15 protein-coding genes are annotated in these 19,537 nt (G+C 74.1%); 8 read left to right on the top strand and 7 right to left on the bottom strand.

Going from position 1 to position 19,537, the window contains the following annotated elements; all coding sequences use genetic code 11:
- The 5 genes from ACZ62B_RS03575 to ACZ62B_RS03555 form a co-directional block, all read right to left on the bottom strand.
- Nucleotides 1–1,206, bottom strand: a complete 1,206-nt coding sequence (locus tag ACZ62B_RS03575; protein ID WP_468885242.1) for a CHAD domain-containing protein — start codon at nucleotides 1,204–1,206, stop codon at nucleotides 1–3.
- Nucleotides 1,187–3,421, bottom strand: a complete 2,235-nt coding sequence (locus tag ACZ62B_RS03570; protein WP_344559674.1) for an RNA degradosome polyphosphate kinase — start codon at nucleotides 3,419–3,421, stop codon at nucleotides 1,187–1,189. The genes ACZ62B_RS03575 and ACZ62B_RS03570 overlap by 20 nt, the downstream gene beginning before the upstream one ends.
- Nucleotides 3,422–4,112: 691 nt before the next feature.
- Entirely contained in the window at nucleotides 4,113–5,114 is a 1,002-nt protein-coding gene (locus ACZ62B_RS03565) for an ABC transporter permease (RefSeq protein ID WP_344559673.1), read from the bottom strand.
- A complete protein-coding gene (locus tag ACZ62B_RS03560) occupies nucleotides 5,111–5,992 on the bottom strand; it encodes an ABC transporter ATP-binding protein (RefSeq protein ID WP_469689202.1) in 882 nt (293 codons plus the stop codon). Before ACZ62B_RS03560 ends, ACZ62B_RS03565 begins: the two co-directional genes overlap by 4 nt.
- On the bottom strand, nucleotides 5,989–6,414 hold the full coding sequence (locus tag ACZ62B_RS03555; protein WP_073934259.1) for a GntR family transcriptional regulator: 426 nt from the start codon (nucleotides 6,412–6,414) through the stop codon (nucleotides 5,989–5,991). The genes ACZ62B_RS03560 and ACZ62B_RS03555 overlap by 4 nt, the downstream gene beginning before the upstream one ends.
- 142 nt (nucleotides 6,415–6,556) lie before the next feature.
- On the opposite strand from ACZ62B_RS03555, the gene ACZ62B_RS03550 reads away from it, so the two are divergent.
- From ACZ62B_RS03550 to ACZ62B_RS03520, 7 genes are all read left to right on the top strand, one after another.
- A complete protein-coding gene (locus ACZ62B_RS03550) occupies nucleotides 6,557–7,945 on the top strand; it encodes a helix-turn-helix domain-containing protein (RefSeq protein ID WP_469689201.1) in 1,389 nt (462 codons plus the stop codon).
- 264 nt (nucleotides 7,946–8,209) lie between these two features.
- Nucleotides 8,210–11,419, top strand: coding sequence for a M20/M25/M40 family metallo-hydrolase (locus ACZ62B_RS03545; protein WP_469689200.1), 3,210 nt, complete (start codon nucleotides 8,210–8,212; stop codon nucleotides 11,417–11,419).
- A gap of 151 nt (nucleotides 11,420–11,570) precedes the next feature.
- Entirely contained in the window at nucleotides 11,571–12,113 is a 543-nt protein-coding gene (locus ACZ62B_RS03540; RefSeq protein ID WP_073934263.1) for an RNA polymerase sigma factor, read from the top strand.
- On the top strand, nucleotides 12,110–12,985 hold the full coding sequence (locus ACZ62B_RS03535) for a cupin domain-containing protein (protein ID WP_344559657.1): 876 nt from the start codon (nucleotides 12,110–12,112) through the stop codon (nucleotides 12,983–12,985). The genes ACZ62B_RS03540 and ACZ62B_RS03535 overlap by 4 nt, the downstream gene beginning before the upstream one ends.
- Nucleotides 12,986–13,368: 383 nt before the next feature.
- The gene (locus tag ACZ62B_RS03530; RefSeq protein ID WP_344559655.1) at nucleotides 13,369–14,229 is read left to right on the top strand and encodes an ABC transporter ATP-binding protein; all 861 of its coding nucleotides are present in this window, start codon (nucleotides 13,369–13,371) and stop codon (nucleotides 14,227–14,229) included.
- On the top strand, nucleotides 14,226–15,749 hold the full coding sequence (locus ACZ62B_RS03525) for an ABC transporter permease (protein WP_469689199.1): 1,524 nt from the start codon (nucleotides 14,226–14,228) through the stop codon (nucleotides 15,747–15,749). Before ACZ62B_RS03530 ends, ACZ62B_RS03525 begins: the two co-directional genes overlap by 4 nt.
- Complete coding sequence (locus tag ACZ62B_RS03520) at nucleotides 15,746–16,429, top strand: ABC transporter (protein ID WP_344559651.1); 684 nt, start codon at nucleotides 15,746–15,748, stop codon at nucleotides 16,427–16,429. Before ACZ62B_RS03525 ends, ACZ62B_RS03520 begins: the two co-directional genes overlap by 4 nt.
- On the opposite strand, the gene mshD is transcribed toward ACZ62B_RS03520, so the two are convergent.
- On the bottom strand, nucleotides 16,389–17,315 hold the full coding sequence (gene mshD / locus ACZ62B_RS03515) for a mycothiol synthase (protein WP_468885248.1): 927 nt from the start codon (nucleotides 17,313–17,315) through the stop codon (nucleotides 16,389–16,391). The two genes, ACZ62B_RS03520 and mshD, sit on opposite strands and share 41 nt — an antisense overlap.
- Before the next feature lie 148 nt (nucleotides 17,316–17,463).
- Between mshD and ACZ62B_RS03510 the strand changes: the two genes are divergently transcribed.
- Nucleotides 17,464–19,290 (top strand): bifunctional metallophosphatase/5'-nucleotidase, encoded by a 1,827-nt coding sequence (locus tag ACZ62B_RS03510; RefSeq protein ID WP_344559647.1) that lies wholly within the window; start codon nucleotides 17,464–17,466, stop codon nucleotides 19,288–19,290.
- Between the two features lie 66 nt (nucleotides 19,291–19,356).
- Here the strand turns inward: ACZ62B_RS03510 and ACZ62B_RS03505 are convergent, their stop codons facing one another.
- Nucleotides 19,357–19,536 carry a DUF1737 domain-containing protein gene (locus ACZ62B_RS03505; protein WP_073934271.1) on the bottom strand — a complete coding sequence of 60 codons (180 nt, stop codon included), beginning with the start codon at nucleotides 19,534–19,536 and terminating at the stop codon, nucleotides 19,357–19,359.
- Nucleotide 19,537 lies beyond the last annotated feature (1 nt).

Genomic DNA, 19,537 nt, shown 5'->3' with positions numbered 1-19,537 from the left:
CTATAACGTGCCGGCGGCTTCCTTCCGCCAGGCCCGCTGGAACGCGTACCGCGCCGCCTCCACCTCATGCCGCTGGTCGGCGTGGAGCACGCCCAGCGCGTACGCCGTGGCCGGGGCGATCCGCGGGGTGCGGGCCGCCTGCGCGGCGGCTGCCGCGGCCTCGGAGGCGTCGCGGTGCCGGTCCAGTGCCTCGCCGGCGGCGAGGAGGGTCGGGTCCGGGCCGGCGTGGAGGACCTCCAGGGCGTAGCGGTGCAGGCGCAGGAGGAGGCGGACCTGGTGCCAGGGGGCGTCCTGCGGGTGCGGGGCGGGGTCCGGGGAGAGCCCGTGGATCAGCGCCTCGGCGTTGTACGGGCTGCCCGCGGTGAGCAGGGGCAGTGCGGCGACGGCGTCGGCGAGGCGCTCGCGCGCGGCGTCGGCGAGCGGGCGGAGGTCGGCGCCGGGCGCCGTCGCCGCCGGGGAGAGCGGGACCTCGCTGGCGAGTACGGCGACCTTGTCGGCGATCGCGTGGAAGCGGGAGGAGCCGAGGGCCTGCAGGGCGGTGGAGTGCGCCCGGGTCCTCGCCAGGGTCAGCTGGCGGTCCAGCAGGGCTCCGGCCTTGGCGGCGCCGACGGTCAGGTTTCCCCGGTCCGGGGCGGTGACGACGGTTCCGTTGACGGAGTCGGCGAGAACACCGGTGGCGGCGGCACTCTTGCTGCCGTAAGCACCAGGTTCGGTGCTTGTCGCTTCGGGTGTCGGGGCGGCCGGGGTGCGGGGCGGGGTGGCGCTGCTCGGCGCCGACGAGGTGCCGCCTGCGCCCACCCGTGCCGCCCCAGCGGCACGACTGCCCGCAGGCTGCGGGTGCGTGGGGTGCGGCAGAGCCGACAACGGCGGGGCCCCCGAGAGGCGGTGGAGGGCCTGGAGGAGTTGGTTCAGGCGGGAGGTGTAGGTGTGTTCCAGGGCCAGGGTGGCGGAGACCCAGGCCAGTTCGGGGCGCATCGCCTCCGACCAGTCGGGGTCCAGGACCGGCTGGAAGGTGTGCAGGCTCGCGCTGACGCGGCGGGCCGCGCGGCGCAGCGCGCGGGCCGCCTCGACGGAACCCTCCGACGCCGCCGCGCCCGCACCGGTCTCCCGGTGGAGGCGCAGCGCGCGGAGGAACTCGGTCGCCTGGGCCCGCAGATAGCCGGCCAGGGCCGTGGGGTCCGTCGGGTCAGGGTGTAGCTGTGCCACGCCGGCGCCTCCGGGCGTCTATGAGCATCTCCTGGACGTTGCGCAGGGGCTGGCCGTCCGCGTCCGTCGCGTGCCGGGTCCACTCGCCGTCCGCGGCGAGGTGCCAGGACTGGGTGGTGTCCGACATGCCGGTCTCCAGCAGCCGGTTCAGAGCCGCCCGGTGCGCGGGGTCGGTGACCCGTACCAGCGCCTCTATGCGGCGGTCGAGGTTGCGGTGCATCATGTCCGCGCTGCCGAACCACACCTCGGGCTCGCCGCCGTTGCCGAAGGCGAAGACACGGGAGTGTTCGAGGAAGCGGCCGAGGACGGACCGTACCCGCACGTTCTCCGACAGGCCCGCCACGCCCGGCCGGATCGCGCAGATGCCGCGCACCCAGATGTCGACCGGGACGCCCGCCTGCGACGCCCGGTAGCAGGCGTCGATGACGGCCTCGTCGACCATCGAGTTGACCTTGATGCGGACGTAGGCGGGCCGCCCGGCGCGGTGGTGCTGGGCCTCCTTGTCGATGCGGGAGACCAGGCCGTCCCGCAGGGACTTGGGGGCGACCAGCAGGCGCCGGTAGGTCTCGCGGCGGGAGTAGCCGGAGAGCCGGTTGAACAGGTCGGAGAGGTCCGCGCCGACCTGCGGGTCGGCGGTGAGCAGTCCGAGGTCCTCGTAGAGGCGGGCCGTCTTCGGGTGGTAGTTGCCGGTGCCGACGTGGCTGTAACGCCGTAGCGTCTCGCCCTCCTGACGGACCACCAGGGACAGCTTGCAGTGGGTCTTCAGGCCGACCAGGCCGTACACGACGTGGCAGCCGGCCTCCTCCAGCTTGCGCGCCCACTTGATGTTCGCGTGCTCGTCGAAACGCGCCTTGATCTCGACCAGGACCAGCACCTGCTTGCCGGCCTCGGCGGCGTCGATCAGCGCGTCGACTATGGGGGAGTCGCCCGAAGTGCGGTACAGCGTCTGCTTGATGGCCAGCACGTCGGGGTCCTCGGCGGCCTGCTGGAGGAACGCCTGCACCGACGTGGAGAACGAGTCGTACGGATGGTGCAGCAGCACGTCCCGGCTGCGCAGGGCGGCGAAGACGTCGGGCTGGGACGCCGATTCGACCTCCGCCAGGTCGCGGTGGGTGCCGGCGATGAACTTCGGGTACTTCAGCTCGGGCCGGTCCAGGCCGTGGATGCGGAACAGGCCGGTGAGGTCGAGCGGGCCCGGCAGCGGGTACACCTCGGCCTCGCTGATCTTCAGCTCGCGCACCAGCAGGTCCAGCACCTCGCGGTCGATGGACTCCTCCACCTCGAGACGCACCGGCGGCCCGAAGCGGCGCCGCATGAGCTCCTTCTCCAGCGCCTGGAGCAGGTTCTCCGCGTCGTCCTCCTCGACCTCCAGGTCCTCGTTGCGGGTGAGCCGGAAGGCGTGGTGCTCCAGCACCTCCATGCCCGGGAACAGCTCCTCCAGGTGCGCGGCGATGACGTCCTCGATGGGGACGTACCGGCCGGGGGAGCTCTCCAGGAAGCGGGACAGCAGCGGCGGCACTTTGACCCGTGCGAAGTGCTTGTGGCCGGTGACCGGGTTGCGTACGACCACGGCCAGGTTCAGCGACAGGCCCGAGATGTACGGGAAGGGGTGCGCGGGGTCGACCGCGAGCGGGGTGAGGACCGGGAAGATCTGGTGCCGGAAGAGGGTGAACAGGCGGGCCTGTTCCTTCTCGGCCAGCTCGTTCCAGCGGACCAGGTGGATGCCCTCCTCCGCGAGCGCGGGGGCGACGTCCTCGTGGTAGCAGGCGGCGTGCCGGGCCATCAGCTCGCGGGAGCGGGCCCAGATCATCTCCAGCACCTCGCGCGGCTGGAGGCCGGAGGCGGAGCGGGTGGCGACACCGGTGGCGATACGGCGCTTCAGGCCGGCCACGCGGACCATGAAGAACTCGTCCAGGTTGCTGGCGAAGATCGCGAGGAAGTTGGCGCGCTCCAGCAGCGGGGTGTCGGGATCCTCGGCGAGTTCGAGGACGCGTTCGTTGAACGCGAGCCAGCTTCGTTCCCGGTCGAGGAAACGGCCCTGCGGGAGCGGGGTGGTGCCGTCGGCCGGCGACTCCTCGTAACCGTCGAGGTCCGCGTCGATGTCGGGGTCCAGGTCGGAGACGGACCCGGCCACGGTGTGCGGGCGGTGGGCGGCGATGGAGCCCACGGAGGGCTGCGGGTGCTGTACCTGTGCCTGGGTGCTGGGCTGGCTCATGGCCCCATTGTTCCGCGTCACCAGCGTCACGGGCGCGTCGGAAAACGCGGGTGGGAGCGGTGGTGGCCCTGAGGCGTTCCCGTTCCCCCCGTTCACCCTTCGGGGCGGCGAAGCCTCTGGCACGGCGGGATTCATTGGCCGAGCGTCGCAAGCCTGTCTGAATCGATGGTTACGGAGACATGACGTCCGGGATATCGGGCGGCGGCTCACGGGAGGCGTACGGACCCCGGCGCGGGGAGCCCCGTACGTCCGGCTCCCCCGTCCCGCCACCGGACGCCGTGCCGGCGGATCCGGCGGCGGGACATCGCCGGGAGCGGATGCCCCGCCGGAGTGGCCTGCCGGGGGACACCCCGGGGCGGCCCGTCGATCGGCCCGCCGGCGTGCCGCCGGCGGATTCGCTCCTGGGGTGGCCTCGGGCCCGTGTCCGGGAGCGGTCTGGCGGATTCGCCGGCGGCGTCCTGCGTCAGGAGGGACGTACGGGAGCGAATGTCCCGCCGGGGCGGCCCGTCGGATCGGCCCGCCGGCGTGCCGCCGGTGGGTTCGCTTCCGGTGCGGCTCCGGGGCCCGCGTCCGGGAGCGGTCCGGCGGTGTCCCTCGCCGGGAGGGGCGTACGGGCGCGCGGGTCAGGCCGTGCGGTGTGTGCGTGGTGCCGGCCGGGGTGGACGGGGCCGGGGCGTCGTGGGGGTGCCGTTCATCCTGTGGTCTTTCCGGTGCGGTGGCGCAGCAGCCGGAAGGCGGCCAGGGCCGCCAGGGCGGCGACGAGGAGCAGGACGCCGGAGGCGACCAGGTGGAGCGGCCAGTAGTGGTCGGCGGGGTGGAAGTCGCGGTAGAAGCCGGTGGCGTCCAGGTCGGCCAGGGTGGAGCGGCAGCCGTCCATCATGCCGCTGTGGCAGGGCGCGGCCACCCGGTCGCCGTCCGCGGTGAGGACGCCCTCGCCGACGGGGATGCCCGAGCCCGTCGGGCCGTCCTCCAGGCTGCTGGTCGCGGTGACCGCGGGCCACAGGTGCGGCAGGGCGGTGTGGACGGCCGCCCACAGCGCCCCGAGCACGGCGGCGGCCGTGGCGAGCGCGGCCATGGAGCGGCGCAGCAGCAGTCCGGTGAGGACGCCGACGGCCAGTCCGGCCAGTGCGAGGGCCACCGGGACGGTGCCGTTGGCGTAGAAGGTGGCGAAGTCGTACCAGGGCTTGGCGGTGTCGACGCGGCCGTCGGCCGCCGTCCAGGCCAGGCGGTGCAGCCAGACCAGCAGACCGGTCGCGGCGGCGGTCAGCACGGCCGGGAAGGCGAGCCGGGAGGCCAGCCAGCGGGCCGGGGAGACACTCTGGGTCCAGGCGAGGCGGACCGTGCCGGACTCCGTCTCGCGGCCGGTCAGCGAGCCGCCGGCCCAGGCGGCGACCAGGAACGGCACGACGAGGACGGCGGTCGTCGTGTAGGTGTAGACGTCCTTGTAGCGCAGGATCGAGCTCTGGTCGTAGGCGCAGCTCGGGGTGAAGCCGCAGGCGTTGTACTGCTTCCAGGCCGCCGCCGAGGCGTCGGTGAGCGGGCCGCCGAGCCAGAGCAGGGCCGCGCCGGTCAGCAGCACGATCGCCGCACCGGAGAGGAGGGCCGGGCGGTGCAGCCGCAGCAGCCAGCGGAGCTGCCGGGGTGCGGGGGCGGGGCGGTCGGTGGTGGCCTGGGCGGTCAGGGTGGCGGTCATGCGGCGGCCTCCATGAGGTCGGCCGGGGCGGGGGCCTCGGGGTTGCGCAGATAGGACAGGACGAGCTCCTCCAGGGACGGCGCGTCGGTGCGCCAGTCGCCGGGCAGCGGGCCGGACGGGCGGATCAGCGCGCTGACCTGGCGGCCGGTGGTGCGGGACTCCACGACGTCGTGCGGGGCCAGGTCGGTCGCCGCCGGGGCGGAGACGCGGGTGTGGGCGGCCAGCAGGTCGTCGATCTCGCCGGCCAGGCGGACCCGGCCGCCGCCGATCAGCAGCAGGTGGTCGCAGGAGTCCTCCAGTTCGGCGACGACGTGCGAGGACATCACGATCGTCGTGCCGTGCGCGGCGGCCTGCCCCATCAGCACGCCCATCAGCTCGTGCCGGGCCAGCGGGTCGAGGTCGGCCATCGGCTCGTCCAGGAGCAGCAGTTCGGGCCGCTTGGCGAGGGCGAGCGCGAGGGCCACGCGGGTGCGCTGGCCGCCGGAGAGGGAGCGGATCCGCTTGCCCGGGTCCAGGTCGCCGCCGGCCACGATCCGCCGCGCGGTGTCCGCGTCCCAGCGGCCGGGGTTCAGATCGGCGCCCATGCGCAGCGTCTCGTCCACCGTGAGCTGCGGGTACAGCGGCTTGTCCTGGTCGATGAAGCCCACCCGGGGGCGGGCCGCCGCCGGGGCCGTGCCGAGGACGGTGATCGTGCCGTCGGTGGGGGCGAGCAGCCCGGCGGCGATCGCGAGCAGCGTGGACTTGCCCGCGCCGTTGGGGCCGACGACGGCGCAGACGCGGCCGGCGGGCAGCCGGAAGGAACAGTCGCGCAGCGCCCACGCGGCGCGCCGGCCGAAGCGCTTGCCGAGCGCGCCTGCCTCGATGGCCGGGACGGTCATGACGGGTCTCCCTGAGAGGTCTTCGGATGTGCGGGGTCCGGCGTTCGCGCCGGGTAGTGGGTTTCGAGTACGGCGGTGAAGAGCGCGGCCACGTCCTCCCGCTCCAGGCCGGCCGCACGGGCCCGTGCCGCCCAGTCCTCCAGCTCCGCGCGCAGCGGGGAGTCGGCGGGGGCGGCGCCCAGGGAGCGCCGTACGAAGGTGCCGAGGCCGCGCCGGGCCTCCACCAGGCCCTCGCGTTCCAGCTCGCGGTAGGCCTTCAGCACGGTGTTGGGGTTCACGGCGGTGGCCTCGACGACCTCGCGGGCCGTGGGCAGCTTGTCGCCGGGCTCCAGCAGGCCCAGGCGCAGGGCCTGTTTGGTCTGCTGCACGATCTGGACGTAGGTGGCCACGCCGCTGCGCCGGTCGATCCGGTAGTCGACCACTCGACAACCACCCTTTCACTAATTGAGTAGTGAAAGGGTGGTGCAAGTGATCCGGAAAAGTCAAACGCGCCACTTCATTGACGCGGCGCGCCGTCCCCCTCTGTCCTGTCGGGAGGCGGAAGCCGCGACGGGGGGAGAGGCCATGACGGGCGGGGCGGACGAAGCGCGGTGGGAGGAGTTCGGGCGGCTGTTGCGCTCCCTGCGCAGGGCGGCCGGGCTGACCCAGCTCCAGCTCGGCCTGCGGGTGGGCTACCACCACTCCCTCGTCAGCAAGCTGGAGGCCGGTCTGCGCGAGCCGCCGGTCGGGCTGGTGCGCCGGCTCGACGCCGTCCTGGAGACCGGCGGCGAACTGGCCGCCGCCGTCGCGGCACCGCGCGCGGCGCCGTACCGGCCGGGCTTCCCGGCGGACCCCACGCTGTTCGCCCCGCTGCCCGGCGCGGACCTCACGGCCGGTCCCGAGGCGCCGGACCCCGGGCTGTGGCCGTCGCGGCTGCCCGCCGAGGGGCTCGCGTGCCCGCTGCACGGCAACGTGGGGTGCGCGGTGCCCGACCGGGGCGAGTTACTGGAGCTGCTGGACAGCGCGGTGCCGCACACCGGCACGGCGTACGCGGAGCCGGAGCTGCTGCACGGGCTCACCGCCGTGCTGGCCTGTCTGATCAGGGAGGCGTTCCAGCGGGCCACCGGCGGCCGGGTGACCGCCGTCGAGGGGCTGGCGCGGGTCGTGGCGCGGTGGGCCGCCGAGATCGGCGCCGCCGGCCGGCTGCCCTACGGCCAACTGCGGCTGGCCGCGCAGTACGCGCAGGTCGCCGGGCGGCTGCGGATGGAGCGCGGGCAGAGCGGCGTCGCCATGGCCTGGTTCGGTCACGGACTGCGCTGGGCGGACGCCGTCCGGGACGTCCCGGCCCGGGCCACCCTGCTCAGCGACATGTGCACCCTGGTCCGGCTCGACGGGGACGCCGGGACGATGCTCGCGTACGCGGCGGGCATCGGCGCGGTGGACACCCGGCGGCGGTGGACGGCCACCCTGTCCGGCCTCTACCAGGCCCGCGGTCACGCCCTCGCCGGCGACGCCGCGGAGTGCCGCCGCCATATCGCGTCGGCCCGGCGGAAGTTCGCCCGCCTCGACGGACGGGACCTCCTCGAGGCGCCCTGGCTGGCCGGGACCGAGGGGGAGATGCGGGTCGACTCCGCGATCGGCGGGGCCCTGCGCGACCTCGCCGTGGCCACCGGTGACCGCGCGGCGGCCCGGCGGGCGGTCACCGTCACCGCGCGGTCGTGCGCACAGGTGCCGCCGCAGATGCGGGCCACCCGCCTGCTGCTCACCCTGCGCCTGGCGGACTGCTGGGCCTGCGCCGGCGACCCCGCGGCGGCCGTCGGCCTGGCCGGTGAGGTGCTGGAGGAGGCCGTGCGCTCCCGGGAGTCGATGGTCGGCGCGGAGCTGCGCGGACTGCACAGCCGCCTCGACGGACGGTGGCGCGACCTTCCGGAGGTCAGGGAGTACCGGGAGCGGCTGCTGGACGCGCGGGAGTGACCGCGCGGAAGTGGCGGGAGCGGCAGCGCGGGAGCAAAGCGGCCCGCCCCGACGCCACTTGACGGATTTTGACAGGTCTGGACCACCTCCGTACGGCCGTTGATTCCGGCGTGGAGCGGTGTGAGGGTTCCGCCAGCCCGTGACATGACATGTAAGCGTCAGTCGGTCGAGCGGGTGTGCCGCCGTGTCCCGGGGCCGCCCGTACAGGCGTGCCGGGGGACGGGGCGGCCCAGTGAGCCTCCCCACCTCTCACAAGGAGCCACGATGCTCAGAAGAACCGCGATGGCCGGGGTGTCCCTGGCCCTGGCCATCGGGGGGGTGTCGGTACCGGCCTCCCTCGCGTCCGCCGCGCCGGGAACCGCACCCGCCGCCGCCCCCGACGAACCCACCCCCGTCGAGAAGGCCGTCGCCGCCGCCGACCGGGCCGTACGCAGCGGCCTCGACGCCCTGACCAGCGGCGGCGAGGAAGAGCAGTACGACCGCCGGCAGGTCACCCCGTGGGGCGGCGAGGGCCTGTACTCCGTCGCCTACGAACGCACTTACCACGGACTGCCGGTGGTGGGCGGCGACGCCGTCGTCCTCGCCGACGGCAAGGGCCGGGTCCGTGCCGTCCGGTCCGCCACCGAGACCACCATCGCGGTCCCCACCGAGGCCCGGATCAAGGCGGAGAAAGCGGAGAGGACCAGCCGCGCCGAACTCGCCTCGGTCGAGAGGACCGACTCGCGACGGCTCGTGGTCCACGTCAAGGACGACGTCCAGACCCTCGCCTGGGAGACCGTGCTCATCGGCACCACCGGGGACGAGGAGCCCAGCCGGCTCCACGTCTTCGTGGACGCCCGCACCGGCAAGGTCGTCGACAGCTACGACGACGTACGGGCGGGCACCGGCCACAGCGAGTGGAACGGCCCCGACCCGCTGACCATCGACACCTCCCGCTCGGGCAGCGGCTACGCGCTGCGCGACGCCACCCGCCCCGGACTCCAGTGCTCGGACTACGGCGGCGGCCTCTTCACCGGCACGGACGACGACTGGGGCACCGGCAACGCCTCCAGCAAGGAGACCGGCTGCGTCGACGTCATGTTCGCCGCGCAGCAGCAGTGGAACATGCTCGACGACTGGCTCGGCCGCAACGGCCACAACGGCAACGGCGGAAGCTGGCCGGTGCGCGTGGGCCTCAACCAGCTCAACGCCTACTGGGACGGCTCCACCGTCACCATCGGCCACAACAGCGCCGGCAAGTGGATCGCCGGAATGGACGTGGTGGCCCACGAGTTCGGCCACGGACTGGACTCCAACACCCCCGGCGGCGCCCGCCACGAGAGCGGCCTCGGCGAGGCGACCGGCGACATCATGGGCGCCCTGACCGAGGCGTACACGAACCAGCCGGCCCCGTACGACACCCCCGACTACACCGTCGGCGAGGAGATCGACCTCCAGGGCCGCGGCCCGATCCGCAACATGTACAACCCCCGGCTGGTCAACAACGACCCCAACTGCTACTCGGCCGCCATCCCCAACACCGAGGAGCACGCGGCCGCCGGACCCATGAACCACTGGTTCTACCTGCTGGCCGAAGGATCCGCCCCGGGTGGCGGCAAGCCCTCCAGCCCCACCTGCGACGGCAGCCAGGTGACCGGCATCGGCATCCGGAACGCCGGGAAGATCTTCTACGGCGGCATGCTGCTCAAGACCAGCGGCATGACCTACAAGCGGTACCGCACCGCCACCCTCACCGCGGCGAAGAACCTGGACGCGTCCTGCGAGCTGTTCGACGCGACGAAGGCCGCCTGGACCGCCATCGACGTCCCCGCCCAGAGCGGTGACCCGACCTGCACCGCGCGGCAGACCGACTTCTCCCTGGCGCTCAGCCCGGCGAGCGGCAGCGTCGACGCCGGCGCCACCGCCACCGCCACGGTCGGCACCACCACCGTCTCCGGCGACCCCCAGCAGATCTCGCTGACCGCCACCGGCGCCCCGCCGGGCGTGAACGTCACCTTCAGCCCGGCCACCGTCACCTCGGGCGACAGCTCCACCATGCGGGTCTCCACCACGGCCGGCACGGCCGCCGGAACCTACCCGCTCACCGTGCGGGGCACCGCGGGCGGCAAGTCCCACACCGTCCAGTACGTCCTCACCGTCGACGGCGGCACCACACCGGGCACCCCGCCTGACGTGGACGTGGCCCGGGTCCAGGCGCACCTGACGCAACTCCAGAGCATCGCCGCGCAGAACGGCGGCAACCGCCGCGCCACCGGCGCCGGATACGACGCCTCCCTCGCCTACGTCAAGGGCAGGCTCCAGGCGGCCGGCTACACGGTCACCGAGCAGACCTGCACCTCCGGCTGCTCCGCCGGCGCGGGCGACAACCTGATCGCCGAGTGGCCGCAGGGCGACGCGAACGGCGTCTACATGTTCGGCGCCCACCTCGACGGCGTCTCCGCGGGCCCCGGCATCAACGACAACGGCTCCGGATCCGCCGCACTCCTGGAGGCGGCGCTCACCCTGGCCGAGCAGAACCCCGCCATGAAGAACCGGGTCCGCTTCGCCTGGTGGACCGACGAGGAGCAGGGCCTGAACGGCTCCGACTTCTACGCCAGGACGCTCTCCGCCACCGAACGCTCCCGCATCAAGGCCTACTACAACTTCGACATGGTGGCCTCCGTCAACGGCGGCTACTTCATCAACAACATCGGCTCCGCGGCGTCCGGGCCGATGAAGGAGTACTGGGACTCCCTCGGACTCGCCCCCCAGGAGAACGTCGAGGGCCAGGGCCGCTCCGACGACTACTCCTTCCAGCAGGTCGGCATCCCCACCTCCGGCTACGCCACCGGCGCCTCCGCGCGGAAGTCCGCCGCCGAGGCCGCCAAGTGGGGCGGCACCGCGGGCGCCTCCTACGACCCGTGCTACCACTCCGCCTGCGACACCACCTCCAACATCAGCGCCACCGCCCTGAACCGCAGCGCGGACGGCATCGCGTACACCCTCTGGAAGACCGCCGTCGGCGACACGCCCGCCCCGACGGACGACTTCTCCATCTCCGCCGACCCGGCCTCGGGCACCGTCGACCCGGGCTCGTCCGCCACGGTCACCGTGCGCACCGCCACCACCAGCGGCGACCCGCAGAGCGTGCGCCTGTCGGCGTCGGGCGCCCCGGCCGGGGTGAGCGTGTCCTTCTCGCCGGGCTCGGTGACCTCGGGCCAGTCCTCGACCGCCACCGTCGAGGTCGCGCCGGGCACGGTGAGCGGCACCTACACCCTGACCCTCACGGGCACGGGCTCGGTCACCCACACCACCACCTACACCCTCACCGTGAGCGGTGACGGCGGCGGCGAGACGACCTGGCGACTGGGCACCACCTACGCGGCCGGCGACATCGTGACCTACGACGGCGTCCGCTACCGGTGCATCCAGGGCCACACCGCCTATCCGGGCTGGGAACCGCCGAACGTTCCGGCCCTGTGGGGGGTGATATGAACCTGAACACATGAGTCGGGGGGTGGCCCGAAGAGGCGGTGGGGTGCGTGGGCGCCCTACCGCCTCGCGGCGTCCGCCGCCGCGGGAGAGCCCCGGAAAAGGCGACCGCGATCCCGTGAACCGATCGGCGGGGCCCGTCCGATGAGGGGACGTGAGCGAAACGAGAAGCGACGGGGAGCTGCTGCGCGCCGTCGCGGCGGACGGGGACCGGCGCGCCTTCGAGGAGCTGTACCGGCGGTACGCGCCGTGGCTGACCGCCCGGATGCGCGGCCGGTGCGCCGACGCGGGGATCGTCGACGACGTCGTACAGGAGACGTTCCTGGCGGTGTGGCGGGGGAGCGCGCGGTACCGGGAGGACGGGGACGCGGCCGGCTGGCTGTGGCGGATCGCCTCCCGCAGGCTGGTCGACGCCCTGCGCGGCGCCGGTGCGCGCGGCCGGCTGCGGCAGACGCTGGCGCGGCTGCGGCACCGGGACGAGGCGTCGGCGGAGGACCGCGTGCTCGCGGGGGTGGAGCACGGGGACCTCGCCGGTGCGCTGGTCCGGCTGTCGCCGGAACTGCGCGCGGTGCTCCAGGCGACGGTCGTCGACGGGCTGACCACCCGTGAGGCCGCAGTCCTGCTCGGCATCCCGCCGGGCACGGTCAAGACGCGGGCGATGCGGGCCCGCAGGCAACTCCGGGAGGCGCTGGCATGACGTACGGAACGACGGGCGGTACGTCCGGGGGCGGCACCGGCTGGCACGTGTCCGAGGAGGACCTGCGGGCCTACGCGCGCGGCGGCCTCCCGGCTCCCCTGCTGTGGTCGGCCGACACCCACCTCGCCGCCTGCGCGCACTGCCGGGCCGTCCTCGCCGACGTGAGCGACCCCGTCGCCCTCGACGCCGGGTGGGAACGGCTCGACGCCGAACTCGACGCGCCCCGGCCCGGCTTCCTGGAGTCGCTGCTGCTGCGGCTCGGCATCGCCGACCACACCGCGCGGCTGCTCGCCGCCACCCCGGCGCTGCGCCGCTCCTGGCTGGGCGCGGTCACCGCCGTCCTCCTGCTCACGGTGGCCGTCACCGCCGGCCACGGCACCGGCGGCTCGCCCACCCTCTTCCTCGCCCTCGCCCCGCTGCTGCCGCTCGCCGGGGTCGCCCTGTCGTACGGGCCCGCGCTGGACCCGACGTACGAGATGGCGGTCGTCGCCCCGACGCACGGCTTCCGGCTGCTGATGATCCGCACGGTGGCGGTGCTCGGCGCCGGGCTCGGCCTCAACGGGCTGGCCACGCTCGCCCTGCCCGGGTACGGGCTGCGCGCCCTGACCTGGCTGCTGCCCGCCCTCGCGCTCACCGCGACCGGGCTCGCGCTGACCGCCCGGCTCGGTCCGGTGCTCGCCCCGTCCCTCGTCGGCGGCGGCTGGATCGCGCTGCTGCTCACGGCGGACGCCGCCCGGGCCGGCGAGGACGGCCCGCTCGCCCCGTTCACCGCGACCGGGCAGGGAGTGTCGGCGGCGGTCACCGCACTCGCCGCCGCCCTGCTCGTCCTGCTCCGCGACCGCTTCGACGTCGACGGCCGAAGCACGCCCTGACGGCCGCCCGGCTTCCTGCCGGGGAGGGGCGGGGACCGGGCCGGCGGCCTCGGCTCCCCTTCCCCTGCCGGGGGACCGGACCGATCACCCCGGCTCTTCGCCGGGGAGGGGGAGAAGCCAGGCCGGCGGCCTCGGCTCCCCACCGGGGAGCGGGCTGATCATTCCGGCGCCCTCGCCACCGGAGAGGGGCGGCCCGATCGCCCCGGCGCCCTCCCCGCCGAGGAGACCGAGCCGACCGCCCCGGCACCCGGACGGTCAGGGCCCCGGCCGTCCGCCCCGGCACTCGCCGTCCACGCGGCCCCCGGCCGGTCCCCGGCCCGGGGAATCGCGGGCCGGCCGCCTCCTGTTCCATCCACCCGCCTCCACCTGTACGGGAGTTCCGTATGACCACCACCGTCTCTGCCTCCGGGCTGAGCCTCCGTTACGGCGGCACGCGCGCCCTCGACGACGTGTCGCTGCGGTTGTCCGCCGGTGTCACCGGGCTGCTCGGGCCCAACGGCGCGGGCAAGACCACGCTGCTGCGGGTGCTCGCCACCGCCGTGCCGGCCGACCGGGGCTCCTTCACGGTGCTCGGTCACGACCCGGGCACCTCGCGCGGCCGGCAGGAGGTCCGGCGCCGGCTCGGCTACCTGCCGCAGACGCCCGGCTTCCACCCCGACTTCACCGCCTTCGAGTTCGTCGACTACGTGGCGATCCTCAAGGAGCTCACCGACCGCGCCGCCCGCCACCGCGAGGTGCGCGGGGTGCTCGACGAGGCCGGCCTCGGCGACGTACGCGGCAAGCGGATCCGCAAGCTGTCCGGCGGGATGCGGCAGCGGGTGGCGCTGGCGGCGGCGCTCGTCGGCGATCCCGCGTTCCTCGTCCTCGACGAGCCCACCGTCGGACTCGACCCGGAACAGCGCATGCGGTTCCGGGAGCTGATCGCACGGGCCGGTGAGGGCCGCACGGTGCTGCTGTCCACGCACCAGACCGAGGACGTGGCGATGCTCTGCCACCGGGTCGTCGTCCTGGCCGACGGCACCGTCCGCTTCGACGGCACCCCCGCCGAACTGACCGCGCGGGCCGCCGGCCGGGTGTGGAGCAGCACCGAACGCGACCCGGGCGCGAAGGCCGGCTGGCGCACCGGACTCGGCACCTTCCGCAACGTGGGCGACCCGCCCGCCGGCGCGGACCTCCTCGAACCCACCCTGGAGGACGGCTACCTGCTCACCCTCGACGGCGCCGGCGCGGAGGTGACGGCATGACCACGATGACCGGAACGACACCGGCCCCGTCCGCCGTGACGGCCGCACCCCGCGCGGCCCGGTCGGCGGTGTTCGCCCTCGCCGGTTTCGAGGCGCGCAGACTGCTGCTGCGGGTGCCCGTCCTCATCGCCTTCGCGGTGTACCTCGCCTGGATCGTGTGGCGCACCCGTGACTCGTTCGACGGCTTCCCCGCGCTCCAGGACGCCGACCGGGCCACCCAGGGCGGGCCGCTGCTCGTCGGGCTCGCGGTGCTGCTGTGCGCCAACCACGCGGTGCTGCGTTCGCGCCGGCACGACACGGACCGCCACTTCGCCGTGCTGGTGGTCCAGCCCTGGCGCCGTACGGTCGCGCATCTGCTGTCCGTCGTGCCGGTGACACTCCTCGCCGCGGTGTGCGTGGCCGGCCAGTTCACCTGGGAGGCGCTCAAGCCGGGCGCCGTCGGGCACGGTTCGCCCGGCGAACTCCTCGTCGGGCCGCTGTCCGTGCTGCTGCTCGGGGCGTTCGGCGTGCTGCTGGCCCGGCTGGTGTCCGGGCCCCTCGCGGCCCCGCTGCTGATCGTCTTCCTGCTTCTCTTCTCCGTGTTCAGCACCGGGGCCGGAGGTGACGGCTGGACCCGGTGGCTGATGCCGTCGGTCGGTGAGAACAGCTCCCTCACCCTGCCCTCCGACCTGCTCGGCCGCCCCGCCGCCTGGCACGCCCTGTACCTCGCGGGCCTCGCGCTGAGCGTGGCGCTGTCGGCGGTGCTGCTCTCCGGCGGCGCCCGGCTGTGGACCGTCCGGGCGGGTGTCGCCGGCGCGGTGGCACTGACGCTGGTGGGCGTGGTGGGCCAGTCCCGGGGCGTGCCGGAGGAGACGACCGAGGCGCGTACGCGGGTCTCGGTCACCCCGGATAAGGAGCAGCGGTGCGCCGAACGGGACGGCACGACGTACTGCGCCTTCCCGGAATGGGGCCCGCACACCGACGACTGGGCCGAGGTCGTGGACGACGTGCGGTCCCTCGCGGGCGCCGCCGTGCAGGACCGGCAGCTGGTCGTACGGCAGCGGATCGACGCGCGCCACGGTCTGGACGGCGACGCTGCGCTCGCCCCCTCCGCCCGTCCGGGCGAGGTGACCGTCGGCACGTCCTGGGGCGGCAACCGGGTCCCGGAGTTCGCCGCCGCCGTGGCCGGTGTGCTGGTCACGGGGAAGGAGGAGACGGTCGGCGCCATGTGCGACGGCCGGATGGTCACCGTGATGTGGCTGGCCCTCGCCGACCGCCCCGATCCGATGGCCGACCTGCGGCGTGTCCGCCTCGACGACAGCGACACCGGCTCGGCGATCGTCGTCTCGCAGACCGAGCCGCTCCGGATGACCGCCGCGCACACGGAACTGGTGCGCGAGCTGCTCCAGCGGCCCCGGGACGAGGTCGCCGCGAAGGTGCGGGCCGACTGGGCCGAGCTGACGGCCCCGAAGGTGACGACGGACCGTGTCGCCCGGGTGCTGGGCCTGGAGGCCCCGGAGGGGGAGGACGAGTGCCTGTGAGCGGGGGAGCGGTGAGCGCGGTGCTGGTCCGGCCGGTGGCACGGACCGTGCCCTGGCGGACGATCGCGGTCGGGGGCGGTTTGGGCCTGCTGCTCGCCGCCGGCCCGAGGATGTGGGGCGACGGCGCGACCGACTGGCTCGCGCTGACCGCCCTGAGGGCGTCCGCGGTGGCCTTCGCGCTGGGCGCGGCCTTCCTGCTGGACGACCCCGCCCGGCACACCACGGCCGTCGTCCCCACCCGGCGCGCCGTCCGCCACGGACTGCGCCTCGCCCTCGTCGCCCCGGTCGCCGCCCTGTGGTGGACGGCGGCCCTGCTCCTCGTCCCCGGGTCCCTGCGCCCTCCGGCCGCCGACGTCACCGTCGAGGCGGCCACGGTCCTCGCCCTCGCCCTGACGGGTTCGGCGTTCGCGATCCGCCAGGGGGACGGCACCCGGCCGGGTCAGGCGGTCGCCGGGTTCCTGCTCGCCTCCGCGATCCTGGCGCCCCTGTTCAGCCCGGGGAGCTGGGCGCTGTTCGTGACGCCCGACGACCCGAAGTGGGCGCTCTCCCACGACCGCTGGACGCTGCTGCTGTGCGCGGTGCTGGCCGTGGGAGCGGTGTGCGCGACGGAGCGGGCCCGGCGCGCCGGGCTCCGCGGGCTCAGGTCTCCGTCCGGTACATCAGGTCCGTCTCGTGCGTGACGAAGCCCAGCCGCTCGTAGACGGAGACCGCCGCCTTGTTGTCGGCGTCGACGTAGAGCATGGCCGTCGGCAGGCCCCGGGCCGCCAGGTGCCGCAGCCCGATCGTGGTCAGTGACTTGCCGAGGCCGCCGCCCTGGGCGTCGGGGCTCACCCCGAGGACGTACACCTCGCCGAGGCGCTCCGCCGCGTGCACCTTGGTCCAGTGGAAGCCGACGAGCCGGCCGTCCTTCTCCGCCAGGAAGAACCCCTCGGGGTCGAACCACGCCTCGGCCTTGCGGTCGTCGAGGTCGCGCTGGGTGAGGGCGCCCTGCTCGGGGTGGTGGGCGAACGCGGCGGCGTTCACCGCGAGCCAGGCGGCGTCGTCCCGGCCCGGCACGAAGGTGCGCACGGTCACGCCTTCCGGCAGCACCGGGTCGGGCAGGTCGAGGCCGGCCAACGGCCGCCGCATCTGCCGCAGTTCCCGGAACAGCGTCAGCCCGAGGACCTGCGCGAGGTGCCGGGCGGCGGAGTGGCCGCCGTGCGCCCACACCCGCAGCCGCTTCCCGGAGGCGGCGAGCAGCGCCGAACCGAGCGCCCGCCCGTGCCCGTGGCCCCGGTGGGAGGGGTGCACGACCAGCTCGGCGGCGGGCGGCTCCACCGGATCGGTGTCCTCCAGCTGGGCGTATCCGACGAGTTCGTCGTCGACGGAGAGCAGCAGGTGCGAGACCCCGTCCCGCTCCCCGCCGCGCAGCTGCAACCGCCCCTGCTCGGACACCGCCTGCTGTCCGTCGGTCCGGGCGGCCTCGGAGAGCAGGGCGAGCACCGTCTCGGTCTGTCCGGGGCTGAGCGCGGCATACGTCCGGAGCGAGCGGGGGCGGCCGGGCCGTGCGAAGTCGTCGCTGGTCATGCGTACGAGGTTAAAGGGAGGCGGCCGCAAAACGGACGGCAACGGTGTCGGCGAAAGTTAAACCAGGCCGTAACCTTGAAGACCCTGTCGCGCTACGCGCGTTGACTCTAGGCTGCGCCGGTACCCACTCGGACCCTCAGGGGGGCGCATGCCAGCCACATCCCCGGCGCACCACCAGCGCCGCAGACGCCGTACGAACCGTCTCCTCGCGACCGCCGCCGGTGTGCTCACCGCCGGCGCGCTGGCCGCGGCCGCCCTGCCCGGGTCGGCGAGCGCGGGCGAGGACCACGGCGACAAGGACACGTCGTACGGCCACCACGGCCGCTACCAGGACGTGCAGCTGCTGTCCTTCAACGACCTGCACGGCAACCTGGAGCCGCCGTCCGGCTCCTCGGGCCGGGTCACCGAACTCCAGCCCGACGGCACGACGAAGACCGTCGACGCGGGCGGTGTGGAGTACCTCGCCACCCACCTGCGCGAGGCGCGCAAGGGCAACCGCTACTCCATCACCGCCGCCGGCGGCGACATGGTCGGCGCCTCCCCGCTCGTCTCGGGCCTCTTCCACGACGAGCCCACCATCGAGGCGCTGAACAAGCTCGACCTGGACGTGACGAGCGTCGGCAACCACGAGTTCGACGAGGGCGCCGCCGAACTGGCCCGCCTCCAGAACGGCGGCTGCCACCCCACCGAGGGCTGCTACACCGACAAGGAGTTCAAGGGCGCCGACTTCCCGTACCTGGCGGCGAACGTCCTGGACGAGAAGACCGGCAAGCCCCTCCTCAAGCCGTACTGGGTGTGGAAGCAGCGGGGCGTCAAGGTCGGCTTCATCGGCGTGACCCTGGAGGGCACCCCGGACATCGTCTCGGCGGAGGGCGTCAAGGGCCTCGCCTTCGAGGACGAGGTCGAGACGATCAACAAGTACGCCAAGGTGCTCCAGCGCCAGGGCGTGAAGTCGATCGTCGCGCTCATCCACGAGGGCGGCTTCCCGGCCTCGTCCTCCTACAACTACGACTGCGACTCCCCGGGCGCCGGCGACGGCATCTCCGGCCCCATCGCGGACATCGCCAAGAACATCACGCCCCAGGTGGACGCGCTGGTCACCGGCCACACCCACAACGCGTACGTGTGCACCATCCCCGACCCGGCGGGCAAGCCCCGCACGGTCACCTCGGCCGCGTCCTTCGGCCGCCTCTACACGGACACCACGCTGACCTACGACCGCGCGACGGGTGACATCGCCCGTACGGCCGTGAGGTCCGCGAACCACGTGGTCACCCGGGACGTCCCCAAGGCGCCCGACATGACCGCGCTGATCGGCAAGTGGAACACCCTCGCCGCCCCCATCGGCAGCCGCCCGATCGGCTACATCTCCGGCGACATCGTGCGCGACGGCACGGAGTCCCCGCTCGGCGACCTCATCGCCGACGCGCAGCTGGAGTACGGCCGGACGCTGGACGCGGAGACCGACCTGGCGCTGATGAACCCCGGCGGCATCCGCGCGTCGCTCACCCACGCGGCCGGCGGCGCGGAGGGCGACGGTGTGGTGACCTTCGCCGAGGGCTTCACCGTCCAGCCGTTCGCCAACACGGTCAACCTCCAGGACTTCACGGGCGCGCAGGTCATCCAGGCCCTGAAGGAGCAGGTCAGCGGCCCGAACGAGGAGGCCCCGAAGATCCTCCAGATCTCCTCCGGCCTGACCTACACCCTGGACCTGACGAAGACGGGCGCGGACCGCGTCGTCACGGACTCGATCAAGCTCAACGGCTCCGCGATCGACCCGGCCGCCACCTACCGCGTCGCGACGAACAGCTTCCTCGCGGGCGGCGGCGACGGCTTCCCGACCCTGGGCCAGGGCACGAACGACCTGGTCGGCGAGGACGACCTGGCGGCCCTGGAGCAGTACCTGACCGCCAACTCGACGGCGACGAGCCCGCTCGCCCCGCCGAAGGCGGACCGCATCACCATCGTGCGGTAACACCTGATGGGGCCGGTGCGAGACGTGTTCACCGCCTCGTACCGGCCCCGACGCATGCCCGTGCCCCTATCCGGGCCACACGACCGCCTGCGCGACGATCACCCGCTCACCGTCGAAGGTGACCGACGGCCCTTCGTGCAGCAGGTATCCCATCTCCAGTGCCTCGCTCACCCGGCGGCAGAACGCCGAGTCGTCGGGACCGGTCAGTACGCGGTAGACGGGCAGCCCGTCCGGTGGTGTCGACATG

Source organism: Streptomyces sp. NPDC053426, assembly GCF_055585405.1.
This window is presented reverse-complemented; position numbering and strand designations above follow the sequence as displayed.